Raw genomic sequence first — 21,561 nt, 5'->3', positions numbered from 1 at the left:
GGATCAAGATATTCGGCATGGAGTCTCTTACGGCACGGATTGACCGGTGGTGACTGGTCCCGCGCATTCCGGCACCATCCGGTCAAGAACAGCTACGACGTGGTCATCATCGGCGGCGGAGTCCACGGACTGGCGGCCGCCTATTATCTGGCGAAGAACCACGGGATCACGAACGTCGCGGTGCTGGAGAAGTCCTACATCGGATCGGGTGGGTCGGGCCGCAATACCGCGATCCTGCGGTCGAACTACCTGACACCGGAAGGCATCCGGTTCTACGACCGCTCGGTGAAGCTGTACGAGCACCTGGCCGCCGACCTGAACTTCAACGTGATGTTCTCCCAGCGCGGCCACCTCACGCTCGCGCACAACGACAGCTCGCTGCGCACCATGGCGTGGCGCGCCGAGGTCAACAAGCTCCAAGGCGTCGACTCGAGCGTCATCGGACCGGACGAGATCTCCAAGCTGGTGCCGTACCTGGACACCTCGGCGCACACCCGGTACCCGATCCTCGGGGCGCTGTACCACCCGCCGGGCGGCATCATCCGCCACGACGCGGTGGTCTGGGGCTACGCGCGCGCCGCCGACGCGCTGGGCGTGCACATCCACCAGAACACCGAGCTGGTGGGCATCGATGTCGAGGCAAACCGGGTCGTGGGGGTGCGTACCGCCGGCGGTGACCGGATCAGCACCCCGATCGTGCTGAACTGCACGGCGGGCTGGTCGACGCTGATCTCCGACCTCGCCGGGGTGTCCATGCCGGTGCAGACCTTCCCGCTGCAGGCGGCGGTCACCGAACCGGTCAAGCCGTTCCTCGACACCGTCGTGGTGTCCGGCACGCTGCACACCTACGTCAGCCAGACCGACCGCGGCGAGCTCGTGTTCGGCGCCAGCGTCGACCCGTTCGCCTCCTACTCCACGCGCGGTTCGCTCGAGTTCGTCGAGGGGCTCGCCGGGCACGTGCTGGAGCTCATGCCGGCGCTGTCGAAGATGCGGTTGCTGCGGCAGTGGGCCGGGCTGTGCGACATGACACCGGACTACTCGCCGATCATGGGGCCGACACCGGTCGAGGGGTTCCACGTCGACGTCGGCTGGGGCACCTACGGGTTCAAGGCAGGCCCGGTGTCCGGCGAGGCGATGGCCGACTGCATCGCGGGCGGCCGACCACCGGAGATCATCTCCGCGTTCGGATTGGACCGGTTCGAGGCCGGCCGGCTGGTCGGCGAAAAGGGCGCGGCCGCCGTCGGGCATTAACTACCCGTGAGTGTTTTGGGTTGCCATAACAACCCAAAACACTCACGGCTTATCTTCGGAGACCAGCCATGATGTTAGTGCCGTGCCCGTCGTGCGGACATCGCAATGTCAGTGAATTCCGCTACGTCGGTGAGTCGAAATCGCGTCCGGTTCCGGATCAGACCACTCCGGAACAATGGCGCCGCTATCTGTACTTCCACCAGAACCCACTCGGCTGGACCCGGGAGACCTGGTACCACGGCAGCGGCTGCCGACGCTATTTCTCGCTGGAACGCCACACCGGCAGCAACCAGGTACGCAGAGTGGGAGGGCGTTCATGAGCGCGGCATCGCATCGGCTGCCGGAACAACCCGGCGAGGTCCTCGACCGGTCCACGAGCTTCGCCTTCACCTGGAACGGCGCCACCCACTCCGCGCATCCGGGCGACACGATCGCCTCGGCGCTGGCGGCGGCGGGTGTCCGGGTGTTCTCCCGCAGCTACAAGTACCACCGGCCGCGCGGCCTGCTGACCGCCGACATCTTCGACCCCGGCTGTCAGGTCCAGGTGGGCGACGAACCCAACGTGCGCGCCGCGCACCGGCTCGCCGCTCCGGGCCTGGACGTCCGGTCGCAGAACACCTGGCCGTCGCTGAAGTTCGACGTCAAGGCGGTCAACCGGCTCGCGGGCAGGTTCCTCGCCACCGGCTTCTACTACAAGACGTTCATCAAGCCGGAACGGCTGTGGCCGACCTACGAGAAGGTGCTGCGCAAGTTCGTGCACGCCGGTGAGGTGCCTCCGGACACCCCGTCCGGGTACTTCGACAAACGCTATGCGCACCCGGACGTGCTGGTCGTCGGTGCGGGCCCGTCCGGTCTCGCCGCCGCGCTCGCCGCCGCGCGATCCGGCGCGTCGGTCATGCTGGTCGAACAGGAGCACCAGCTGGGTGGCCATCTGCGCTGGGGCGGCGCCGGTGAGCTGACCACCCTCTCCGGGCTGGTCGCGGCGGTGCGCGCCGAGCCGGGCATCGAGGTGCTCACCGACTCGGTGGCCTCGGCCCGCTACGACGACAACTGGGTCGCCGTGGTCCAGCGGAACCTGCCGAACGTGGCGGAACGGCTGATCAAGGCACGGGCGAAGACCCTGGTCGTGGCCGCCGGTCTGATCGAACGGCCGTACGTGTTCGCGGGCAACGACCTGCCCGGGGTGATGCTGTCCACCGCGGTGCGCCGCCTGGCCAACCTGTACGCGGTACGGCCGGGTGAGCGTGCCGTGGTGTTCTCCGCGAACCCGGAGGGCGACGCTGCGGCGGCGGACCTGAGGTCCGCCGGTCTCGACGTCGTCGAGATCGACGCTCGGTCGGCGCAGGGCGGCCTCAAGGCCCTCGGCAAGAACCACCTGACCGGCGTCGAGCTGGCCGGCGGCCGACGGATCGACTGCGACCTGCTGGTCACCGCCGTTGGCTGGACCGCGCCGACGTCGCTGCTGAACATGTCCGGGGTGACTCCGGTCTACCGGCCCGAGGCGGCGCGGTTCGTCCCGGACGTGACGCGCATGCCGGACACGGTGCTGGCGACCGGTGGCCTCGTGGGTGACGGGACACTCGCCGAGCTGCGCGAACACGGCGACGCCGTCGGCAGGGAAGCCGCGCGGAGGGCTCTCGCGCTCGCCGACCGATGGAACGCCGGTCGTCCGGCCGCGACCCCGGCGGGGCCCGTGCGACCCACCGCCCCGGCACCGGTCCCCGCGTTGTCGTTGCTACCGCATCCCGAGCTGTTCTTCACCGACGGCGGTGGTTTCGTCGACTTCTCCGAGGACGTCTCCGCGAAGGACATCTTCACCGCGGTGAAGGAGGGCTACGACTCGTCCGAGCTGGTCAAGCGCTACACGACGGCGACGATGGGGCCCGCGCAGGGCAAGCTGGAGACGGTCAACACGGTCGCGCTGGTCGCCGCGGCGACGGGGCGCAGCATCGCCGAGACCGGGGTGACTACATGGCGGCCGATGTATACGCCGCCGACCCTGGGAGCGCTCGCCGGGCGGAAGTTCGAGCCGGTGCGGTACTCGCCGATGCACTCCTGGCACGTCGGGCACGGCGCGGTCCCGTTGGTCGCGGGGCAGTGGATTCGGCCGGAGCACTACGGCGACCCCGCCGGTGAGGTGCGGGGCGTTCGGGAGAACGTCGGCATCATCGACGTCACACCGATCGGCAAGCTGGACCTGCGCGGTCCGGACGTACCGAAGCTGCTGAACCTGCTCTACGTCAACAAGTGGTCCAAGCTCGGTGTCGGCCGGGTGCGCTACGGCGTCATGTGCGCCGAGGACGGCGTCGTGATGGACGACGGTGTGACCGGGCGGCTCGGTGAGAACCACTACCTGATGTCCACGACGTCCTCGGGCGCGGCGTCGGTGTGGGAATGGGTGGAGAACTGGCTGCAGACCGAGCATCCCGACTGGCAGGTGCACGTCACACCGGTGACCACCGCGTACGCCAGCATCAACGTCGCCGGTCCGCACTCCCGGGAGCTGCTGGGACGCCTCGTCGAGGGTGTGGACCTGAGCCCGGAGGCGTTCGACTACATGAACGTGCGCACCGGCACGATCGCCGGCGTCGCCGACTGCGTGCTGTGGCGCATCGGGTTCACCGGCGAGCTGTCCTACGAGCTGCACGTGCCGGCGAACTACGGGTTGCACGTGTGGGAGCGGCTGCTGGCCGTCGGGTCGGACCTGGGCGTCCGGCCGTTCGGTGTCGAGGCCCAGCGCATCCTGCGGCTGGAGAAGGGCCACTTCATCGTCGGCCAGGACACCGACGGCCTCACCCAGGCGTACACGGCGGGGCTGGACTGGGCGATCAAGCTGGACAAGGACGACTTCGTCGGGAAACCGGAGCTGCGCTGGCAGGCCGAGCGTGCCGACTCCCCGAAGCTCGTCGGGCTGCAGCCCCTCGATCCGAACGTCGTGCCGGAGGAGGCCAGCCAGATCATCAGCGACGGCGGGCACATCGTCGGCCGGATCACCTCCAGCCGCATGTCACCGACACTGAACCGCTCGATCTGCCTCGGCCAGCTCGACCCGCACCTCGCCGAACCCGGCACCCGCGTCACCGTCCGGCTGCACGACGGGCGGGACATCGAGGCCGAGGTCACCGCCGAGCACGCCCACTTCGATCCGGAAGGGAAGCGTCAACGTGTCTGATGCGCCCGTGTCCAGAAGCCCGATCGCACTCACCGTCGGCGGCCGGACCACCGAACTCACCCTGGCCGATGCGAGCGCTCTGGTGAAGTTCTCGGTCCGGGCCTCGATGGACAGCACCGTGCTGAGCACACCGTTCGGTCGTGCGCAGCGGCATCCGTCCCTCGGCCTGGTGGTCGGCTCCGGACCGGGGGAGTGGCTGGTGCTCGCCGCCCCCGACTCGGGTCCAGGGCCGCGCGCCGAGCTGGATCGGATCGCCGCCGGGTCCGGTGAGTTCGTCTCGGTGGTCGAGCTGACCCACGGCCGCGCGCTGGTCCGGCTGCGCGGCGCCGACTCGGCGTCGTTGCTGGCCAAGCTCTGTGCCGTCGACCTGTCCGATGCCGTGACCCCGAACGGTGCCGCGTTCCGTTCCTCGGTCGCCAGGATCACCACCGACGTGGTCCGTGACGACGACGGGGGCGTGCGGTCCTACCTGCTGCACTGCGAGCGTTCCTCGGGCCAGTACCTGGCCGAGTGCCTACTGGACGCCGGGACCGAGTTCGCCATCGAGGTCGACGCCTTCACCCCGACCGACTGGAGCCGATCATGACCGTGGACGTGACCGCGACCCGCCCCGAGCGAACGGTGGCCGCCGCCTCGGACCTGCCGAAAGATCTCGGCAGGCTGACGGCGTCCTGCCAGGACCAGCCGGGGATCGTCGCCGCGGTGACCGCCTTCCTGCACGGCAGGGGCGCCAACATCGTGCAGTACGACCAGGAGACCACCAACGCCGTCGGCGGCCGGTTCTTCCAGCGGCTGGTCTTCCACCTGCCCGGACTCACCGAGGCGCTCCCCGACCTGGAACACGCGTTCGCGTCGGAGATCGCCGCGCGCTTCGACATGACGTTCCGGCTGCGCGACGTCTCGGTGGCGCCGAGGGTCGCGCTGTTCGTGTCCCGCTACGACCACTGCCTGCTGGACCTGCTGTGGCGGTGGCGACGCGGTGAGCTGCCGATCGACGTCGTGGCCGTGGTGTCCAACCATCCCGACCTGGAGGCGGAGGTGGCGGGCTTCGGCGTGCCCTACGAGCACATCCCGGTGACCAGGGCGACCAAACCGGAGGCCGAGCAGCGGCAGCTCGACCTGCTGGCCGGGCGGGTCGACCTGGTGGTGATGGCCCGCTACATGCAGATCCTGACGGGCGACTTCCTGGACCGCATCGGCGTGCCAGTGATCAACATTCACCACTCGTTCCTTCCGGCGTTCGCCGGCGCGGGCCCCTACGAGCGGGCGAAGGAGCGCGGCGTGAAACTGATCGGCGCGACCGCCCACTACGCCACCGAGGACCTGGACGAGGGCCCGATCATCGAGCAGGACGTCATCCGGGTGTCGCACCGGCACACCTCGTCCGACCTGGTGCGCCTGGGCGCGGACATCGAACGCAGCGTCCTGGCGAGAGCGGTCACCTGGCACAGCCAGGACAGAGTCCTGGTGAACGGTAGAACCACGATCGTTTTCTAGTCGCCGGTGGGACCAGGGCGTGAGCCTTGACACAGGGGACACTGAATGGTCCTATGGTCCTAAGTCCGGACCTCGGACCATAAAGCGTCGGAACGGATGCCAGAAGCCGACGCGCATCTTGTACTCGAGCAACGGCGCTCGATCTCCTGCTTCGGACGCGGGCGCCTTCATCGACAAGATCGGAGGCACCGTGTCGCCCTCCCTCGAATTCCGAATCGCCGCGCTGGCCAGGCGCGATCGGATCCTGGCCATCACCTTCACCGTGCTCATGTGGCTCGTGCTGGTCCCGCTGTGCATGGCCGCCGCCTCGGTCGCACCGAGCACCGGGATCACCGTGGCGCTGGTGGTGTCCATGCTGCTGCTCGCCCTGTTCAACACCGCGTCGACGCTCGCGATGCTGCGCCGCTACGCGCTCAACCGGGACGAGATCTACCGCCCGGACATCATGAACGCGGACCTGGCGCGCCAGCAGGGAAGGCACTGACCATGACCAGCTACGAACCTCCCGAGCAGAGCACCCGAGGCCAGCTGATCGACGCCGCGACGGTCCTCGTGCTGATCTTTGCAACGTTGTTCGTCACGACCTACTTCGTCCAGGACACCTCGGCTGCGGCGTCGGATGCCGCCGCGAACCGTCCGGTCGCCGCGATGCCGGTGAACGACACCGAGCGCGCGCAGTACCAGCAGCTCATCGCCTCCGGCACCACCGACCTGGCCACGGTCAACGCGGCCGTCGACGCGACCAAGAACAACCAGGACAAGTACGAGATCGACGTCCTCGCACTGCTCGGAACCGCCGCACTGCTCGCCGTGTACCTCGGGTTCGTCTACCGGACCTCGTTCAAGGAGTACCGGGAAGTCATCGAGGAACGGTTCGGCCCCTCGGACCGGGAGGACCGATCATGACCATCGCCGGTGTACTGAACCTGCTGGCCTGGGTGCTCAGCGCGGTGATCGCCGCGTGGCTGATCTTCGACATGCTGCGGGTCGCCCGGCAGCACGACGAACGTCAGCTGACCACCGTCGCCGAGATCGACCTGCCGTTGGAGGCTCCCGACCAGTCCGGAGGCACTCGGTGAGCATCGAGAACGTGTCGACCGGCGACACCGACCAGCGGCCCGCGCTGCGCAAGGTGCTCTCGCCCATGCACATCTGGGCGCTCGGCGTCGGGATCGTGCTGGTCGGGGAGTTCATGGGCTGGAACTTCGCGGTCGAGAAGGGTGGCATGTACGGCGCGCTGATCGCGGCGTGGTTCGTCGGCCTGCTCTACACCTGCATCGTGATGATCAACTCGGAGATCACCTCGGCGATCCCCGCTGCAGGCGGGCAGTACGCGCAGGCCAAACATACGGTCGGCCCGTTGATGGCGTTCAACGTCGGTCTGTACCTGACCCTCGCGTACACGATGCTGGAGGCGTCCAACGCGAACGTCCTGAGCTACCTGCTGACCACCTTGTCGAAGCTGCTCGGCAGCTCGGAGGAGCTGTCGGCCTACCCGTTCGCGACCCTGACGATCCTCGCGCTGGCCTGGCTCAACTACCGAGGTGTGTTCGCGGCGCTGTCGCTGAACTTCGTGATCACCGGGTTCGCGTTCGTCACCGTCATCGTGCTGTTCGTCGGCGTCTCCGGATGGGATCCCTCGCAGCAGCTGCACCTCGCCGGCCTCATGGGCTCGCTGGACAACGGCCTGCCGTACGGCTGGCTCGGGGTGATCGCCGCGTTCCAGTTCGGCATGTGGTTCTACCTGGGCATCGAGGGAACCGCACAGGCGGCGGAGGAGTGCCGTTCGGCGTCGCGCTCGGTTCCGATCGGCAGCATGGCCGGGATCATGACGCTGATCATCGCGGCGAGCATCACCTGGTACGTGTGCGCCGGGCTGCTGCCCTGGCACTACCTGGGCGTGTCGATCACCCCGCTGTTCGACGCGGCGCGGGTCACCGGCAGCGGTGTCCTGGTCATCCTGTTGCTGCTCGGCACCCTGTGCGCGACGATCGCCTCGGCGAACGGCTGCATCAACGACGCGTCGAGGGCGTGGTTCTCGATGAGCCGCGACCGCTACCTGCCAGGCTGGTTCGGCGCGGTCCACCCGCGCTACCACACGCCGTTCCGGGCGATCGTGTTCCTGGTGCCGGTGGCCATCGCGTTCGCGCTGCTTCCCGTGCTGCTCAACCAGCCGACGCTGCTGGCCACGGTGATCACCTTCTCGATCCTGTCCGGGCTGCTGATGTACAGCTTCATGGGCCCGAACTTCATCCGGTTCCGCAGGCTGTGGCCGATGGGCACGATCACCAGGGGATACGTCCTGCCGCTGCACCCGGTGCCGGCGATCGCACTGATGGCGCTGTCCGCGCTGGTCTTCTTCGCCACGTTCCTCGGCTACGGCACGGCGCTGCTGTCGCTGCTCGCGTTCTACCTGCTGGCGTCGATCTGGTTCGTGAAGCGCCGCTACAAGTACGTGCGCAAGGGAGCCCAGTTCACCGCCGACCTGCCCCGGCCCCGTGGCTACTGAGGCGGCCCGCCGGGCCAGGCTGTTCGACCAGGTCGTCGGCGACCTGACCGACGGCCGGGTCACGGCGGGGGAGACCCGCTACCCGGTCCTCACCGGTACCCACCTCGGCCACCCGGTGCGGGTGGCAGCGGTGGTCGACTCGCTGCTGACCCGCACGTTGCCGACGCTGCTGCTGGTCGTCGTGCACAGCAGGCCGTTCCCGCTCGGTGCGGCGCTCGACGCGTTGGCCCGCCCGACCGGCACCGAGTTCTACTCACCGAACGCCTCGTTCGCCCACCAGGTGCCGACACCGCCCGACTTCCCGGTGCACGCGCGCATCGCCACGATGCGCCCGCTCCGGGTGCCTCCGCCGCTGCTGGACACGATCGGTTCGCTCCTGTCCGACGTGAAGGTGAAGGAGGTCCTGGTCGGGCCGGTGGGCGCGCGGATCACCTACCGGCTCGTGGTGGCCGACCAGAGCGCGTACCGCTCCGCGCGTCGGGCCGATTTCGGGTTTCCGCAGGTCACGCCCGCTGTTCTGGCCGAACTGTTGACCGGTCTTCGCGTCGTCGGCGAGGCGCTGACCGCTGTCGAGGAGGCGTCCGCATGAGCCGTCATCCGCTGGTCGTGTTGGGCGTGGCGATCGTGCTGCCCGGCGTCGGGCACGTCCTCAACCGCACGCCGGTGCGCGGGCTGATGTTCGTGTTCTACATGGTCCTGCTCGGCACGATCACCTACCACCTGAGCACCCCGGACCAGTCCGTGCTCGGCCGTCTCGCCGGCGGCTTCTTCATCTACGCGATCAGCATCATGGACGCCTACCGCGCGGCGGCGGTTGCGCGGGTCGGCCAGACCTGACCGGCACAGTGCGGAGGCTGTCGCGTCACTTCGCAGAGCATCACGTCGTGTCGCAGACACTGCAGCCTCTGCGACGCAACCCGACGCTCTGCGAGGGGTGGCTCAGGGGGTCTGGTGTGGCCACTCCAGGGGTGGTGGGCCGAAGGCTCGTTCGGACGAGCGGATGACGGCTCGCGCGGTCGCCACGTTGCCCACCGCGCCGACCACGGCACCCACGCCGAGCGGCAGTGCCCTGCCGAAGGCCAGTGCCCCCTGGCGGGTGATGTAGCGCTTGATGAACCAGCGCACCAGCGTCTGGTTGACCGGGCCGAGCTTCTTCAGCGGCAGGACGTCGACGACCTCCTTGGCCCAGTGCGGCGAGCCGCCGGTGACCTTCTGCATGAGCTTCGTGCCGCCTTCGCCGAGCACGACGGCCAGGACCAGCGCGCGGCGGCGTTCGACGTCCTCGATCTCCAGGCCGTGCACCTCGGCGACGGCCAAGGTGTAGAGGACCGAGGCGTCCAGAGCCGCGACCGCCTCGGCGGCGCCGGTGGCCAGTGACGCCGCGGTGCCGATACCGGGCACGACCGCGATCCCGCCCGCCGCCGCGCCGGTGCCGCCCACGGCGTACAGGTACTGCTTGCCGAGCGCCTCGATGACCTCGCCAGGAGTCGCGGTGGGCTTGTTGCGACGGATCCGGGCGATGTGCGCGGTCACGGCCGGCTGCTGGATGCGCAGCGCATGCTCGACGGCAGCCTTGAGCGCGCGCCCGGTCACCCCTTTGACCTCGGGTTCGGGCAGGGACGCGTCGGGGACCGCCGCGCCCTTCTCGGTGGAGAACGGGTGGCGAAGGCTCACGGTGCTCGGTGTCCTCGTGATCGGCGGAAGGTGATCGTGCTCTTCCACAGTCTCACGAGCGGTGCCGTCGGCGCTTGTTCAAGCGGACGGCGTGTGCGCACCGAGCCCGGCGAGGCAGAGATCGAGCAGCCGGTGCCAGTCCCCGTCGCCGTGTCGGATCGTCGCGGACAGCGCGCCGACCACGAGGTACACGTCGGCCACCGTGCAGTCGGCCCGCAGCGTCCCGGCGGCGCGATCGTGCTCGATCAACGCGGCGACGGCCGATTCGAGCTCGGCGCGGGTGTCGCCCCGGGGCTCGCTGCCCGCCGATCCTCTGGCGGTCTCGATCGCGGCCGACAGCCCCCGGTCGGAGTCCAGCAGCTCGCCGACGTGGCGCAGGTACGTGGCGATCGCCCGGCCCGGCGGGCTGTCCCGCAGGCAGCTCCCGCGCGCGAAGTCCAGGATCTCGGCGAAGCGGCGCTGCGCCGCGGCCTCGACCAGGTCGCGCTGGCTGGGGAAGTGGCGGTAGACGGTGCCCATGCCGACACCGGCCGCGCGGGCGATCTCGGGCAGCCCGACGTCGCCGCCGCGGTCGGCGAACAGGACGCGCGCGACGTCGAGGATGCGGAGCCGGTTGCGTTCGGCGTCGGCTCTCGGTCTACGGCTGGTCTCGGGAGCCACGGCAGGTGACCGTACCGGATGTCACCGGTCGGCCGGGTGGACCGACGGCAGCCCGAACAGGTCGAGCAGTCCCGCGTCACCGTAGGCGACGACCCGCGAAATCCCGGTGCCCGTCACGGTCAGCACCGCGACACCGAACGCCCGGTGGGCGCCGCTGTCGTCACGTCGGTAGGCGGCCAGCGCGGGTTGCCCGTTGGCCGCGATCGGCAGCATGCGCCAGTCACCGGGCTCGCCGAGCGCCTGAGCCGCGAGGAACGGGATGCAGGTCGTGTTGCCGGAGAACCAGGTCCGCGAACCGGGTAGTTCCAGTGAGGCGTCCGCGCGCAGGATCGCGGTCAGCGCGGCGGGGTCGGAGTTCTCGAAGGCGGCCAGGTAGGCCTCCAGGAGTGCCCGGCCGTGAGCTTCCGACGGTTCCTCGATCTGGTCCGGTGCCGGACGCAGCTGGGCCATGCGGGCGCGGGCGCGCTGTAGTGAGCTCTTCACCGCCACGGTGCTCGTGCCGAGTGCTTCGGCGACCTCGTCGGCCGACCAGGCCAGCACGTCACGCAGGATGAGCACGGCCCGCTGCGACGGCGGCAGGTGCTGCAGGCTCGCGACGAGCGCGAGCCGGAGGCTCTCCCTGCTGGTGGCGATCGCCGCCGGGTCGTCCGAATCCGGTGTGACGAGAGCATCGGGGATCGGCTGGACCCAGCGGACGTCGGCGGCCGCCGGTTCCGGCGGGGACAGCGGATCGTCGCTGGGGTCGCCGAGCCCGGACGGCAGAGCCCGACGGCCGGCGCCGCGCAGTGCGTTGAGACAGGCGTTGGTGGCGATGCGGTACAGCCAGGTCCGGATCGACGAGCGGCCCTCGAACCGCTGGTAGCCGCGCCAGGCACGCAGATACGTCTCCTGCACGACGTCCTCGGCGTCCTGGACCGAACCCATCATCCGGTAGCAGTGCGCCAGCAGCTCGCGCCGGAACCGTTCGGTGTCCCTGGCGAAGTCGTCCACCATCGTCGTTCCCTGTTCGATGCTCACGATGGGTAGACCCGCCGAGCCGGCAAAAGGAATCGCGGCTAAGCCTGGCTGGGACGGCGCGAGGTCAGCCGGGGCGGTTCGTGCGCCCTGAGCGGAGGGACCGGCGCGGTGAGCAGCTCGACCTCGACCAGTGCGTGCTGACCCGCGCAGCCCTGGGCGAGCCTGGAGGTGCCCCGGTCCGTGGTGAGCACGTTCGGGTTGCCGTGTGCGCAGGTCACGAGCTCGGAGGACGGGTCGAACCACGCGCCGGTCGAGAGCTGCGCGACACCCGGGCGCACGTCCCGCGACAGCCGGACACCGGCGAGACAGCTGCCGGTCGCGTTGAAGACCCGGACGATGTCACCCTCTTGGATTCCCCGTGCGCGAGCGTCGTCCGGGTGCAGCCGTAGCGGCTCCCTGCCGTGCACCTTCGACGCCTGGCTGTGGGCGCCCATGTCGAGCTGGCTGTGCAGTCGGGCGGCGGGCTGGTTGGCGATCAGGTGCAGCTGCCCGGTGCCCGGCAGGTCACGCGGCGGGAGCCAGCGCGGGTAGCCGGGGCAGTCGTCGTAGCCGAAGCCGGCGACCCGTTCCGAGTACAGCTCGATCCGGCCGCTCGGCGTGTCCAGCGGGTGCGCGTCGGGGTCGGCGCGGAAGTCCGCCAGCAGCACGCGGTCCAGGCGCAGGTCCGGCAGCTCCAGCGTTCCCGCCGACCAGAACGTCGCGAAGTCGGGGATCTCGCGCCGGCGCGAGGCCATCCGCTCCCGCCACCGCGAGTACAGATGCACGATCCAGTCCGCGGCGCTGCGTCCCTCGGTGAACTTCTCGCCGACCCGCAGCCGCTGCGCCAGCCCGGCGAAGATGTCGTAGTCGCTGCGCGCCTCACCCACGGGGGCGGTGACCTGCTTCATCGCCAGCAGATGGCTGTCGCCGCGCCCGACACCCAGGTCATCGCGCTCGACCGTGGTCGTGACCGGAAGGACGAAGTCGGCGTGCCGCGCGGTGCCCGTCCAGTACGGCTCGTGCACCACGACCGTGTCCGGCGTACGGAAGGCGCGCCGCAGTCGCCGCAGGTCCTGGTGGTGGTGGAACGGGTTGCCCCCGGACCAGTACACCAACCGGGTGTGCGGGTAGGTGTACCGCCCGCCGTCGTAGTCGAACTCCTCGCCGGGATGCAGCAGCATGTCGGACACCCTGGCCACCGGGATGAAATCCGGGACCGGGTTGTGGCCCTGGGGCAGCGAGGGCAGCGGGTACGGGGTGACGGCGCTGCCGACGTCGGCCATCGAGCTGTAGCCGTGGCCGAACCCGCCGCCGGGCAGACCGAGCTGCCCGAGCATCGCGGCCAACGCGATCCCGGCCCAGACGGGTTGCTCGCCGTACTCGGTGCGCTGCAGTGACCAGCTCACATGGATCAGCGTCCGCCGGGAGGCCATCCGCCGGGCCAGCGCGCGCAGCTGTCCCGCCTCGATGCCGCACAGCGGCGCGGCCCACTCGGGACTCTTCGGCTGCCCGTCGACCTCACCGCGCACGTAGCGCAGCCACTGCTCGGCTCCCGCCGTGTACCGGTCCAGGAAGGCCCGGTCGGCGAGGTTCTCGTCGTCCAACGTCCAGGTCAGCGCCAACATGGCGGCCACATCCGAGCCGGGCACGATCGGGTACCACTCGCCGCTGACCTGCTCGGGCAGGTCGTCGCGCAGCGGGCTGACGCTGACCACCCGCATACCCCGGGCGGTCGCCTCCTCCAGGTGCGACAGGATCGTGTGCCGGGTGTGCCCACCCGGCGCGACCCAGGTGTTGGTGGTCCGGATGCCACCGAACGCGACCAGCAGGTCGGTGTTGCGCGCGATCACCGGCCAGGACGTGCCGCCCGCCATCACCTCGCGGGCCCCGGAGCCGCCGAGGATGTGCGGGAGCACCACCACCGAGGCGCCGTGGCTGTAGGTGTTGACCGAGCGGGTGTAGCCGCCGATGCAGTTCAGGAACCGACGCAGCTGGCTCTGCGCATGGTGGAACCGGCCGGCGCTCGCCCAGCCGTAGGAGCCGCCGTAGATGGCGCTGTTGCCGTGTTCGGTCCGCACCCGGTCCAGCTCACCGCCCAGCAGGTCGAGTGCGGTGTCCCAGTCGACCTCGACGAACTCGTCGTCGCCGCGCCGGTCGTCGGGCCCGGGGCCGCGCTCCAGCCAGCCCCGGCGGATCGACGGTCGAGCGACCCTGGCGGGGTGGCGGATCGAGTCGCTGAGGTTCGCCAGCAGCGGTGACGGCTCGGGGTCCAGCGGATGCGGCTCGACCCGCAGCCGGTCGCCGTCCTCGACGGCGGTGAAGGCGCCCCAGTGGGTGCTGTTCGGCAGCGGTTGATCGAGCGTCATACCCTCCAGTGTGTCAGGCCACGGAATGCCTGGTCACGCAATTGTTGACTAAATCAGTCAACAATGAGAGTTTCCCTCAATGTCCGAACCTGTCCTCGCCGTCGAGCCGGGCGAGCGACGTCCGGTCCGGCGCAACCGCCGCTGGGCGGTCGCCTGCTTCGTCATGCTCATCATCACGGTCGCCTTCATCGACCGGGTCAACCTCTCGGTCGCGGCACCGGTACTGACCTCGGAGTTCCACGTCAACGCGGCCGTGATGGGGCTGCTGCTGTCCAGCTTCTCCTGGCCGTACACGCTGCTGAACATTCCGGCCGGGATGATCGTGGACCGGGTGCGCACGCGGGTGGTCTACGCCGTGGCGCTGGTGTCCTGGGCCGTGGCGAGCTTCCTGGCCGCGCTGGTCAACTCGATCGGCGCGCTGTTCGGGCCGCGCCTGCTGCTGGGGGTCGGCGAGGCACCGTTCGTGCCTGCGGCGATCCGTGTGCTGTCGGACTGGCTGCCCCGGTCCGAGCGCGGCATGGGCGTCGCCATGTACGGCTCCGGCGTCGCGCTCGGATCCGCGCTCGGAGCACCACTGCTGGCGCCGCTGATCAGTACATACGGCTGGCGCAGCAGCTTCATCGCCACCGGTGTGCTCTCACTCGTCGTGGCCCTCGCCTGGTACGTCTGGTACCGCCACCCGTCGGAGGACACGCGCCTGAGCGACGCGGAGCGCGCGTGGATCGTGGCCGACCAGGAGCCCTACCGCCAGGAGGGCCGGGCGCCGTGGTCCGTCCTGGTCAGGCACCGGAGCATCTGGGCGATCGCGGCCGGCTACTTCTGCCTGCTGTACATCCTCTACACGTTCATGACCTGGGTGCCCAGCTACCTGGTGGCCGAACGCGGCATGACCGTGCTGAAGTCCGGGTTCGCCACGTCGGTGCCGTGGGCCTGCGCCTGCGTCGTCGGGCTGCTCGCCGGCCGCACGTCGGACATCGCGCTGCGCAGGGGAGTGTCCGCGCTCAACGCACGCAAGATCGTGCTGGTCAGCGGCATGGTGGCCGCGCTGGCGGTGCTCGGCACTGCGTTCGCCACGAGCGCGACGACCGCGATCGTCTGCCTGTCGATCTCCACCTCGGGCATCACGTTCGCCAATGGTGCCGCCTGGGGCGCGACCCAGGACGTCGTGCGCCACCTGAACCTGTCCGGCTCCGCGACCGGTTTCGTCAACGCGATCGGCAACGTGGGCGGCCTGCTCGGTCCGATCGTCACCGGCGCACTGGCCTACTGGACCAGCTCCTTCGTGGTCCCCCTCGTGGTGGCGGCCGGCCTGGCGCTCGCCGGTGCCCTGATCTGGCTGCTGGGCATCCGCCCCGAACCGGCCTGACCCGGTAGCGCGCACGCACGTCGCTGTGCGAAGTCGCCGCCGTGTCCTCGCGCTCATGGGGGCTACCGTGGGGCGACGGACACCGTACGGGCGGGGGAGCGGGGGCGTTGGCGCTTTTCGGGCGGGAGCTGGAACTCAAGCAGCTCGTCGAGCTGATCGACGGGGTGGGCCGGCGCGGTGGCGCGCTGGTCGTCCGGGGTGAGGCGGGGATCGGGAAGTCGGCGTTGCTCGCCGAGGCGGGTGCGTTCGCCGCGTCCGCGACCACGCGGGTGCTCACCTCGGCGGGGGTGCCGGCCGAACAGCACCTGCCCTTCGCCGGACTGCACCAGCTGCTGTACCCGGTCCGGTCGGTCATCGACCTGCTGCCGGCACCCCAGCGTGGGGCGTTGAGGGTTGCGCTGGGTCTCGCCGGCGGCGAGGCACCCGAGGTGTATCTCGTGGGGCTCGCCGTGCTGAACCTGCTGACCGAGGTCGCGGCGGACACCCCACTCGTCCTCGTCGTCGAGGACGCCCAGTGGACCGACCGTTCCAGCGTGGACGTGCTGGCCTTCGTCGCGCGCCGCCTGGAGTCCGAACCGGTCGTCCTGATCGCGACCGTGCGCGACGACGAGCCTTCGGGCCTCGACGACGCGGGGCTTCCCTCGATGACGGTGCCCCGGCTCCCCGAGGACACCGCCGCCGAGCTGCTCGACGCGGTCGCGCCCGGGCTCGCCCCCTCGGTCCGGACTCGCGTGCTGGCCGAGGCGGCAGGCAACCCGCTGGCTCTCATCGAGCTACCGCGCGCGGTCGAGGGCGTCGTGCTCGACGGGACGGTGCTCCCGCTCACCGAACGCCTCGAACGGGCCTTCGCCGCCCGGGTCGCGCAGCTGCCGCCGAGCACCAGGACGTGCCTGCTGGTCGCGGCGCTCGACGACAGCGGTTCGGTCGAGGAGATCCTGGACGCGACGGCCTCGGTCGAGAACGCCGAGGTCGACGCGTCGGTCCTGGAACCCGCGCGGCGCGCCGGGCTGGTCGACGTCACCGACGGAACTCTGACCTTCCGGCATCCCCTGATGCGGTCCGCCATCCCGAGCGGGGCCGACGCGCGTGCACGGACGGCGGCGCGGCGCGGCCTGGTGAGCGTGCTCGGTGGGCAGCCGGACCGTCAGCTCGGGCACCGCGCGGCGTCCGTCGCGGGCACGGACGACGAGGTCGCCGGAGAGCTTGAGCTCGCGGCGGACCGGGCGAGGCTGCGCGGCGACGTCGCCGCCTCGATCAGCGCGTGGGAGCGGGCCGCCCGGTTGAGCGGGCGGACGGATCGTCGCGCCGAACGCCTGCTGCGCGCGGCCGACCTGGCCGTCGAGACCGGCCGCAGGGACGTCGTCGACCGGCTGCTCGCCGAGGCGGGAGAGCTGGACCTCTCCCCACGCCAACGGGCACGGGCGACATGGATCCTCAGCGGGTTCGACGACGGGCTGCGCGACGACGCCGCCGGGCCGGGAGAACTCGCGTCGCTCGCCGGGTCCGTCGCCGAGGACGGCGACCCTGACCTGGCCATGCGCATCCTGTGGGGTGCCGGCATGCGGTGCTTCTGGGCCGAGCCGGGGCCGGGGGCACGGCACCGCATCATGAGCGTGGCGCGCGGACTCCCGATCGGTGAACGCGATCCACGCATGGTGGCGATCTCCGCCTACGTCACACCGATCGAACGGGGCGCCTCGGTCGTCGACCGGTTCGCCGAACTGGACGACCTGACCGGCGCCGACCCTTCGGTCGTGAGGTTCCTCGGCAGCGCCGCGCTGCAGGTCGGTGCCTTCGCCTCGGCGGTGCGGTTCTCCTCGGCCGCACTGCCCGGGCTGCGTGCCCAGGGCAGGCTAGGCCTGCTGACCAGGACGCTGGCGGTACAGGCATGGAGCTGTGTGCGCCTCGGTGACCTGACCACCGCGGTCGCGGCGGCGGAGGAAGCGGCCCGGCTCGCGCACGAGACGGGCCAGCCCTTCATGTACGGGCTGGCCAGAGCGGTCCAGGCCGAGATCGCCGCGCTGCGCGGCGATCACCGGCACGCGAGCGCTCTCGCGGAGGAGGCGGAACGGGTCGGTCTCGCCGCCGGCGCCCGACCGGTACTCGCCACCGCCGCCCGTGCGCGAGGCCTGATCGCGCTGGGGGAAGGCCGCTACGACGATGCACTCGCCGTGCTGCGCCGCATTCACGACACCACCGACCCGGCCTACCAGCTCGCGCTGCGCTGCTACGTCGTCGCGGAGCTCGCGGAGGCCGCGGTACGGGCGAACAAGGCCGAGGCGACGCGTCCGCTCCTGGACGAGATGGAGGAGCTCGCGTTGGTGACCTCCTCGCCCGCGCTGCACATCGGGCTGCGCTACGCGCGGGCCGTGCTGGCCGGTGACGAGGGTGCCGAAGCCCTGTTCCGCGCCGCTCTCGACGCGGACCTGGCCGGATGGCCACTGGAACGAGGGCGCGTGCAGCTGGCGTTCGGTGAGTGGCTACGGCGTCACCGCAGGGCGGCGGACTCCCGTCCACACCTGCGTGCGGCCAGGGAGACGTTCGACGCGCTCGGTGTCGCCGGGTGGAGCGAACGCGCGAGGCAGGAGCTGCGCGCCGCGGGCGAGACGAGCCCTCGGCGCGACCCGGACGCCCGCGACCAGCTCACCGCGCACGAGCTGAGCATCGCCCGGCTCGCGGCCGACGGACTGACCAACCGCGAGATCGGCCAGCGGCTGTACCTGTCGCACCGCACGGTCAGCACCCACCTGCACCGGATCTTCCCGAAGCTCGGCATCAGCGCGCGGGGCGACATCGCGGCGGCACTGCGCTCCGGGTGACGTACACCGACAGCGTCAGGTGACGGGCGCGGCGGGCGTCCGCCGCTGCCTACGTTCTTCTCGATGATCAGCAGAAGAACATTCGGGCAGGCCTGTGCCGCGACGGTGGCGCTGTCCTCGCTCGCCGGCTGTTCCACGAAGCCCGCCGCACCCGCGGCGGTCACCGGCGGGCACACGAGCTTCGAGTCCGTGAAGCAGATCGACGCCGGTCTGCTGAACGTCGGATACGCCGAGGCCGGCCCGCCGGGTGGACCACCGGTGATCCTGCTGCACGGCTGGCCGTACGACCCGTGCAGCTACCTCGACGTCGCCCCGATCCTGGCCTCGGCCGGCCATCGGGTGATCGTGCCGTACCTGCGCGGTTTCGGCCCCACCCGGTTCCTGTCCGACGACACGGTCCGCAACGGCCAGCAGGCGGCGATCGCGCTCGACGTCATCGCGCTGATGGATGCCTTGAAGATCGACAAGGCGATCCTCGGCGGCTACGACTGGGGCGGCCGGACGGCGGCGGTGATGGCGGCGCTCTGGCCGCAACGCTGCAGTGCGCTGGTCTCGGTCAGCGGCTACCTGATCACCGATCTCGTCGCCAACCGGCAGCCGCTGACCCCCGAGGCCGAACGTGGCTGGTGGTACCAGTACTACTTCGCCACCGAGCGCGGCGTTCTCGGCTACACCCGCAACCGGCACGACTTCAACAAGCTCATCTGGAAGATCGCCTCGCCGACCTGGCACTTCGACGACGTCACCTACGACCGCAGCGCCGCGTCGTTCGACAACCCGGACCACGTCAGCATCGTCATCCACAACTACCGCTGGCGGCAGAGCCTCGCCCAGGGCGAGCCGAGGTACGACCCGCTCGAACAGAAGCTCGCCGCGACACCCGTCATCACCGTGCCGACCATCACGATCGGCAGCGACTTCGACGGAGCCACGGCCGACGGCAAGGCCTACCGCTCGCGGTTCACCGGTCGCTACGAGCACCGTACGTTCGCCGGCATCGGGCACAACGTCCCGCAGGAAGCACCTGGTGACTTCGCCAGGGCCGTCCTCGACGCCGGCCGGCTGTGATGCGCCGATCCGCGGTGGGGCTCGCCGCCCTCGCCCTGGTCCTCTCCGCCTGTTCGACGAGCGAGCCGGCGCCGACCCCGGTGGCGTCGAGCTGGTCGCCCGCGCCGGTGGTCCCGCTGGAGTCGCAACCGCCTCCGTCGCTCGTCGTCGACCAGCCGCTTCCCGCGCAGCTGGCCCAGGGGCTGGTCGTCATCCGATACCGCGCGGAGAACCTGCGGATCGTTCCGGTCTACGGCCCGAACGCGCTCGACGTCACGCCGAGGATCGGACACATCCACGTCACCGTGGACGACGCGCCGTGGCACTGGGCCGACGCCAGCGGTGAGCCGCTCATCATCCAGTCCCTGCCACCGGGGCCGCACTCGGTCTGGATCGGGCTGGCCGACCCCACCCACAAGATCATGGACAGCAGGACCGTCACGTTCGTGATCCCCCCAGGAGAAAGGCACGACCATGGCTGACAGCCAGTACACCGCGACAGTGAGAGCCACCGGCGAAGGTCGCAACGGCGGGCGAGTGGCGTCCGATGACGGCGTGCTCGACGCGGGCCTCGCCGTCCCGAAGGAGCTGGGTGGCGCAGGGGGAGCGACCAACCCCGAACAGCTCCTCGCGGCTGGCTGGGCGGCCTGCTTCCTCGGCGCGGTCCGGCGGGCCGCCTCGGAACGCACGGTGCGCGTGCGTGAGCTGGCCATCACCGCCGAGGTGACCCTGCACCACCGGGGCGACGACTTCAGCCTGAGTGCCGCGCTCAACGTGGACATCAGCGACGTCGACCAGCGGACCGCCGACGAACTGGTCGCGGCGGCCCACACCATCTGTCCTTACTCCAAGGCCACCCGGGACAACATCCCGGTGACCCTGAACGCGACCGTCGCCTAGGCGGTCGCGGGTGTTCCCTCGGTGATCCAGCCGCCGAGCCGGGCGCGGGAGAACAGCTCGTCGGTGACCATGTGGGCGGCGCCGACGAGCCCCGCGCGATGGCTCAGCGAGGACCGGGTGATCCGCAGTTCCCTGGTCGCCAGCGGCAGCGACCGTCGGTAGACCGACTCGCGCAGCGCCGCGAGCAGCTGGTCACCGGACTCGGCGACACCACCGCCGACGACCACGTGCGCCGGGTTGAACATGCTGACCAGGGTGGCCAGCGTGTCGCCCACTAGTCGTCCCGCGCGGGTCAGCAGCTCGACGGCGACGGGGTCGCCGTGCTCGGCGGCGTCGGCGACGTCCCGGGCGGTCAACGGGCGGCCGCTCGTGAGCCGCCCGGCCAGGAACGGCGACCGGTTCGCGCGTGCCGCCTCGGTGCCGTCACGGGCGAGCGCGATCCCGCCGGCGAGGGCCTCCAGACAGTTCAGGTTGCCGCAGCGGCAGGTCACCGGTGCTTCCCCGGTGAGCACCGCGACGTGCCCGAGGTCCCCGGCGCAACCCTGCGCGCCTCGATGCAGCCGGCCGCCGGAGACGAGTCCCGCACCGATCCCGGACCCCATCTTGAGGTAGATCAGGTCACGCTCGCTGCGACCGGCGCCCGCCCGCAGCTCACCCAGCGCCATCAGGTTGACCTCGTTGTCGACCCACGCCGGCGCCCGGTAGCGGGCGGTGAGCCGGTCACGGACCGGGTAGCCGTCCCAGCCCGGCATGATCGGCGGGGACACGGGCCGCCCGGTGCGGAACTCCACCGGGCCGGGCAGCCCGACGCCGACTCCCCAGACCGGCAGGGTGTCGTCGACGAGCTCGTCGAACAGTGCCTCGAGCCGGCCCAGGGTCGCCTCGGCGCCGAGGGAGACGTCCCACGCCTCGGTCCTCTCGGCCAGCAGCTCGCCGTTCAGGTCGGTGAGGCCGGCGGTGATGGCGGTGGCGCCGAGCTCGGCGGCCAGCACCGAACCGGCCTCGGCCCGGAACCGGAGCTCGCGCGGCGCCCGGCCTCCGGTGGAACGACCCAGCGCGCCCTCCTCGACGAGGCCCGCCGCGAGCAGCTGGCCCAGTCGCTGGGTCACGACGGTGCGGCCGAGACCGGTCGCCCTGGTCAGTTCCGGTCTCGTGCGCGCCTCGCCCGCTCGGATCACGTGCAGCACCGCGACCAGCCCGTCGAGCTGGTCGCCCGTGTACGTGGTCATCCGTGACTCCCGGGACAGATTGACTTCTGTTTGCTATGAACATTAGCGTGCGTGCAGCGATCTGAAGTGGTCTCT

Annotated in this window: 21 protein-coding genes; 16 read left to right on the top strand and 5 right to left on the bottom strand. The window is 70.6% G+C overall.

Going from position 1 to position 21,561, the window contains the following annotated elements:
- The first annotated feature begins 39 nt into the window (after positions 1 to 39).
- The 11 genes from G406_RS0102910 (at position 40) to G406_RS44265 (ending at position 9,266) form a co-directional block, all read left to right on the top strand.
- Complete coding sequence (locus G406_RS0102910; RefSeq protein ID WP_028932639.1) at positions 40 to 1,251, top strand: FAD-dependent oxidoreductase; 1,212 nt, start codon at positions 40 to 42, stop codon at positions 1,249 to 1,251.
- A 68-nt stretch (positions 1,252 to 1,319) separates the two neighbouring features.
- Entirely contained in the window at positions 1,320 to 1,571 is a 252-nt protein-coding gene (locus tag G406_RS59635; protein WP_084215715.1) for a sarcosine oxidase subunit delta, read from the top strand.
- Positions 1,568 to 4,423: a 2Fe-2S iron-sulfur cluster-binding protein gene (locus G406_RS0102905; RefSeq protein WP_037074694.1), complete on the top strand. Its 2,856-nt coding sequence runs from the start codon at positions 1,568 to 1,570 to the stop codon at positions 4,421 to 4,423. Before G406_RS59635 ends, G406_RS0102905 begins: the two co-directional genes overlap by 4 nt.
- A 7-nt stretch (positions 4,424 to 4,430) precedes the next feature.
- Positions 4,431 to 5,009, top strand: coding sequence for a sarcosine oxidase subunit gamma (locus G406_RS53575; RefSeq protein WP_028932637.1), 579 nt, complete (start codon positions 4,431 to 4,433; stop codon positions 5,007 to 5,009).
- Positions 5,006 to 5,920 (top strand): formyltetrahydrofolate deformylase, encoded by a 915-nt coding sequence (gene purU / locus G406_RS0102895; protein ID WP_051341372.1) that lies wholly within the window; start codon positions 5,006 to 5,008, stop codon positions 5,918 to 5,920. Before G406_RS53575 ends, purU begins: the two co-directional genes overlap by 4 nt.
- A 190-nt stretch (positions 5,921 to 6,110) precedes the next feature.
- Entirely contained in the window at positions 6,111 to 6,404 is a 294-nt protein-coding gene (locus G406_RS0102890; RefSeq protein ID WP_156934642.1) for a hypothetical protein, read from the top strand.
- A gap of 2 nt (positions 6,405 to 6,406) precedes the next feature.
- Positions 6,407 to 6,826, top strand: a complete 420-nt coding sequence (locus tag G406_RS0102885; protein WP_028932634.1) for a hypothetical protein — start codon at positions 6,407 to 6,409, stop codon at positions 6,824 to 6,826.
- A complete protein-coding gene (locus G406_RS56480; protein ID WP_156934641.1) occupies positions 6,823 to 6,999 on the top strand; it encodes a hypothetical protein in 177 nt (58 codons plus the stop codon). The genes G406_RS0102885 and G406_RS56480 overlap by 4 nt, the downstream gene beginning before the upstream one ends.
- A complete protein-coding gene (locus G406_RS0102875; protein WP_211241015.1) occupies positions 6,996 to 8,429 on the top strand; it encodes an APC family permease in 1,434 nt (477 codons plus the stop codon). Before G406_RS56480 ends, G406_RS0102875 begins: the two co-directional genes overlap by 4 nt.
- Positions 8,419 to 9,018, top strand: coding sequence for a hypothetical protein (locus G406_RS0102870; protein ID WP_028932631.1), 600 nt, complete (start codon positions 8,419 to 8,421; stop codon positions 9,016 to 9,018). Before G406_RS0102875 ends, G406_RS0102870 begins: the two co-directional genes overlap by 11 nt.
- The gene (locus G406_RS44265; RefSeq protein ID WP_037074693.1) at positions 9,015 to 9,266 is read left to right on the top strand and encodes a hypothetical protein; all 252 of its coding nucleotides are present in this window, start codon (positions 9,015 to 9,017) and stop codon (positions 9,264 to 9,266) included. Before G406_RS0102870 ends, G406_RS44265 begins: the two co-directional genes overlap by 4 nt.
- A 102-nt stretch (positions 9,267 to 9,368) precedes the next feature.
- Here the strand turns inward: G406_RS44265 and G406_RS0102860 are convergent, their stop codons facing one another.
- The 4 genes from G406_RS0102860 to G406_RS0102845 all read right to left on the bottom strand — a co-directional run bounded on the left by G406_RS0102860 (position 9,369) and on the right by G406_RS0102845 (position 14,125).
- Positions 9,369 to 10,103, bottom strand: coding sequence for a hypothetical protein (locus G406_RS0102860; protein ID WP_028932630.1), 735 nt, complete (start codon positions 10,101 to 10,103; stop codon positions 9,369 to 9,371).
- Positions 10,104 to 10,181: 78 nt separating this feature from the next.
- Complete coding sequence (locus G406_RS0102855) at positions 10,182 to 10,763, bottom strand: TetR/AcrR family transcriptional regulator (protein ID WP_028932629.1); 582 nt, start codon at positions 10,761 to 10,763, stop codon at positions 10,182 to 10,184.
- A 21-nt stretch (positions 10,764 to 10,784) separates the two neighbouring features.
- A complete protein-coding gene (locus G406_RS0102850; RefSeq protein ID WP_342666180.1) occupies positions 10,785 to 11,780 on the bottom strand; it encodes a sigma-70 family RNA polymerase sigma factor in 996 nt (331 codons plus the stop codon).
- 38 nt (positions 11,781 to 11,818) lie between these two features.
- Positions 11,819 to 14,125 (bottom strand): molybdopterin-dependent oxidoreductase, encoded by a 2,307-nt coding sequence (locus G406_RS0102845; protein ID WP_028932627.1) that lies wholly within the window; start codon positions 14,123 to 14,125, stop codon positions 11,819 to 11,821.
- A 79-nt stretch (positions 14,126 to 14,204) separates the two neighbouring features.
- Between G406_RS0102845 and G406_RS44260 the strand changes: the two genes are divergently transcribed.
- The 5 genes from G406_RS44260 (at position 14,205) to G406_RS0102820 (ending at position 20,257) form a co-directional block, all read left to right on the top strand.
- Entirely contained in the window at positions 14,205 to 15,491 is a 1,287-nt protein-coding gene (locus tag G406_RS44260) for an MFS transporter (protein ID WP_051341368.1), read from the top strand.
- A 107-nt stretch (positions 15,492 to 15,598) separates the two neighbouring features.
- A complete protein-coding gene (locus tag G406_RS0102835; RefSeq protein ID WP_028932626.1) occupies positions 15,599 to 18,310 on the top strand; it encodes an AAA family ATPase in 2,712 nt (903 codons plus the stop codon).
- Between the two features lie 63 nt (positions 18,311 to 18,373).
- The gene (locus G406_RS0102830; protein WP_028932625.1) at positions 18,374 to 19,378 is read left to right on the top strand and encodes an alpha/beta fold hydrolase; all 1,005 of its coding nucleotides are present in this window, start codon (positions 18,374 to 18,376) and stop codon (positions 19,376 to 19,378) included.
- Positions 19,378 to 19,839, top strand: a complete 462-nt coding sequence (locus tag G406_RS0102825) for a DUF6130 family protein (RefSeq protein WP_245606985.1) — start codon at positions 19,378 to 19,380, stop codon at positions 19,837 to 19,839. The genes G406_RS0102830 and G406_RS0102825 overlap by 1 nt, the downstream gene beginning before the upstream one ends.
- The gene (locus G406_RS0102820) at positions 19,832 to 20,257 is read left to right on the top strand and encodes an organic hydroperoxide resistance protein (RefSeq protein ID WP_028932623.1); all 426 of its coding nucleotides are present in this window, start codon (positions 19,832 to 19,834) and stop codon (positions 20,255 to 20,257) included. The genes G406_RS0102825 and G406_RS0102820 overlap by 8 nt, the downstream gene beginning before the upstream one ends.
- Here G406_RS0102820 and G406_RS0102815 read toward each other — a convergent pair.
- Positions 20,254 to 21,486 carry an ROK family transcriptional regulator gene (locus G406_RS0102815; RefSeq protein ID WP_028932622.1) on the bottom strand — a complete coding sequence of 411 codons (1,233 nt, stop codon included), beginning with the start codon at positions 21,484 to 21,486 and terminating at the stop codon, positions 20,254 to 20,256. The genes G406_RS0102820 and G406_RS0102815 overlap by 4 nt on opposite strands.
- Positions 21,487 to 21,561: the final 75 nt, after the last annotated feature.

Origin of the sequence: Actinospineispora spinosispora DSM 44797, from assembly GCF_000429025.1 — a bacterium.
Classification (GTDB): Bacteria; Actinomycetota; Actinomycetes; order Mycobacteriales; family Pseudonocardiaceae; genus Pseudonocardia; species Pseudonocardia spinosispora.
This window is presented reverse-complemented; position numbering and strand designations above follow the sequence as displayed.

Bases quoted from the DNA above. Each gene is read 5' to 3' on its own strand.
- G406_RS59635 (WP_084215715.1), top strand. From the start codon at position 1,320: ATGATGTTAGTGCCGTGCCCGTCGTGCGGACATCGCAATGTCAGTGAA.
- G406_RS0102905 (WP_037074694.1), top strand. From the start codon at position 1,568: ATGAGCGCGGCATCGCATCGGCTGCCGGAACAACCCGGCGAGGTCCTC.
- purU (WP_051341372.1), top strand. From the start codon at position 5,006: ATGACCGTGGACGTGACCGCGACCCGCCCCGAGCGAACGGTGGCCGCC.
- G406_RS0102885 (WP_028932634.1), top strand. From the start codon at position 6,407: ATGACCAGCTACGAACCTCCCGAGCAGAGCACCCGAGGCCAGCTGATC.
- G406_RS56480 (WP_156934641.1), top strand. From the start codon at position 6,823: ATGACCATCGCCGGTGTACTGAACCTGCTGGCCTGGGTGCTCAGCGCG.
- G406_RS44265 (WP_037074693.1), top strand. From the start codon at position 9,015: ATGAGCCGTCATCCGCTGGTCGTGTTGGGCGTGGCGATCGTGCTGCCC.
- G406_RS0102845 (WP_028932627.1), bottom strand. From the start codon at position 14,125: ATGACGCTCGATCAACCGCTGCCGAACAGCACCCACTGGGGCGCCTTC.
- G406_RS44260 (WP_051341368.1), top strand. From the start codon at position 14,205: ATGTCCGAACCTGTCCTCGCCGTCGAGCCGGGCGAGCGACGTCCGGTC.
- G406_RS0102830 (WP_028932625.1), top strand. From the start codon at position 18,374: ATGATCAGCAGAAGAACATTCGGGCAGGCCTGTGCCGCGACGGTGGCG.
- G406_RS0102825 (WP_245606985.1), top strand. From the start codon at position 19,378: ATGCGCCGATCCGCGGTGGGGCTCGCCGCCCTCGCCCTGGTCCTCTCC.
- G406_RS0102820 (WP_028932623.1), top strand. From the start codon at position 19,832: ATGGCTGACAGCCAGTACACCGCGACAGTGAGAGCCACCGGCGAAGGT.
- G406_RS0102815 (WP_028932622.1), bottom strand. From the start codon at position 21,486: ATGACCACGTACACGGGCGACCAGCTCGACGGGCTGGTCGCGGTGCTG.